Annotated in this window: 3 protein-coding genes and 1 riboswitch; all 3 genes read left to right on the forward strand. The window is 75.9% G+C overall.

Features of this window, described 5'->3' with window-relative positions:
* Positions 1-558 (forward strand): hypothetical protein (locus tag ACTUAL_RS24385; protein WP_440901890.1); only part of this gene is annotated, 558 nt, incomplete at its 5' end.
* Between the two features lie 10 nt (positions 559-568).
* On the forward strand, positions 569-1,090 hold the full coding sequence (locus ACTUAL_RS24390; RefSeq protein WP_440901891.1) for an AAA family ATPase: 522 nt from the start codon (positions 569-571) through the stop codon (positions 1,088-1,090).
* 170 nt (positions 1,091-1,260) lie between these two features.
* Positions 1,261-1,384: riboswitch (cobalamin riboswitch) on the forward strand.
* A gap of 31 nt (positions 1,385-1,415) precedes the next feature.
* The coding region (locus ACTUAL_RS24395) for an energy-coupling factor ABC transporter permease (RefSeq protein WP_440901892.1) at positions 1,416-1,823 on the forward strand (408 nt) is incomplete at its 3' end.

Raw genomic sequence — 1,823 nt, forward strand, 5'->3', positions numbered from 1 at the left:
GGGGACGCGGTGTTCGGGTCGCGGGACGGGTTCGGGTTGGAGTTCCACGTGGAGCGGGACCCCGGACTGCTGTGCGTGGACGTGTTCGTCGCCGGGCTGCACGTGGACGCGTGGGACAACGCGTTCTACCCGCCGCTGCTGGTGAAGAAGCTGGGGGACGAGATCCGCCGCTTCCGCGAACCGGCCGCGCGGCCCGAGGGGTTCACCTCGGCGGTGGAGGCGTTCCGGCTGGCCGAGGGCTGGATGGACGAGGGCGCGGGGGCGGTGGAGGCCGAGGCCGGGCAGCGGTTCGCGGGGTTCCGGTTCCTGGACTGGGGCGAGTGCACCGACCCCGCGCTGGCGTTCGCCTTCCCCGACGGTGACCTGCTCCACCTCGCCTGCCGGGTGCACGACGACGACGCTCCCGGAGCGCTCGCGGCGACCCCGGTGCGCCGGGCGGAGTGCGGCGGGACGCTGGAGCGGGCCCTCGTGGTCGCCGCGCGCGAGTGGGCCGCCCGGCACGCGGCACTGGCCCAGGCGCGCGCCCGTCCGGGCACCGGCAGCCCCGACGCGGGCTAGCCTCGACCGGGTGCCCCGGCTGATCCTGCTCAACGGCCCGCCCGCGTGCGGCAAGTCGACGGTGGCGCGGCGGTACGCCGACGAGCACCCCCTGGCGCTCGACCTGGACGTCGACCTGGTCCGAGCCCTGATCGGCCGCTGGCGGGACGCCCGCCGGGAGGCCGGGCCGCTGGCCCGCGCGATCGCGCTCGCCGCCGCGCGCACCCACCTCGCCGCCGGGCACGACGTGGTCGTCCCCCAGCTCGTCGCCCGCCCTGGGTTCCTCGCCGAGCTGGAGGGCCTGGCGCGCGAGACCGGCGCGGTGTTCCACGAGATCGTCCTGCTCGACGGCGAGGCGGGCGCCCTGCGCCGCTACGCCGAGCGCGAGACCGGCACCCCCGAGGAGCAGCGGCACGACGGCGCCGCCGAGGTCGCCGCCCTGCACCACCGGCTCACCGCGCTGCTCGGGACCCGCCCCCGCGCCGTGGTCGTCCCGGTCGTGGACGGGGACCCGGACGCGACCTACCGGGCCGTGCTGGCCGCCCTCGGCTGACCGCACCGCGCCGAATCACCCGCGCCGACTCCCCCCGCACTGCCCGCCCCGCACTGCCCCCCCCGCGCTGCCCGCGCTGCGGCAGTCCGAACACCCGCCCACCCCCGCGCGACGGCCCCGACGTGCGGGGGAGCAAGATCACGGTCCGCGCCCGCAAGCGTGAGGTGAAATCGGTGTTAGCCTTCCGCCGCCGAGCGTCAACCGAGGAATCCGGTGCAACACCGGAGCGGTCGCGCCACTGTGAGCGGATCGACGATCCGCGAGCCAGGAACTCACGGGGCTCGGTACCTCCTATCGGGACGCGTCATCCCGGAAAGGTGTGCCGATGCACATTGCCGAGGGCTTCCTGCCCCCAGTCCACGCGGCGGCGTGGACGGTGGCGGCAGCGCCGTTCGTCGTCCACGGGGTCCGCGAGATCAAGCGGACCGTCGCCGAGCACCCCGAGTCCCGGCTGCTGCTGGGCGCGGTGGGCGCCTACTCGTTCGTGCTGTCCGCGATCAAGCTGCCGTCCGTGACGGGCAGCTCCTCCCACCCCACCGGCACCGGTGAGGGCGCGATCGTCTTCCGGCCGCCGGTCATGGCGGCGCTGGGCACGGTCGTGCTGGTGTTCCAGGCGCTGCTGCTCGCCCACGGCGGGCTGACCACGCTGGGCGCCAACGTGATGTCCATGGCCGTGGTCGGCCCGTGGGCCGGGTACGCCGCGTACCGGCTGCTCAAGCGGGCGCCGTGGGGC

It is taken from the genome of Actinosynnema sp. (assembly GCF_052038725.1).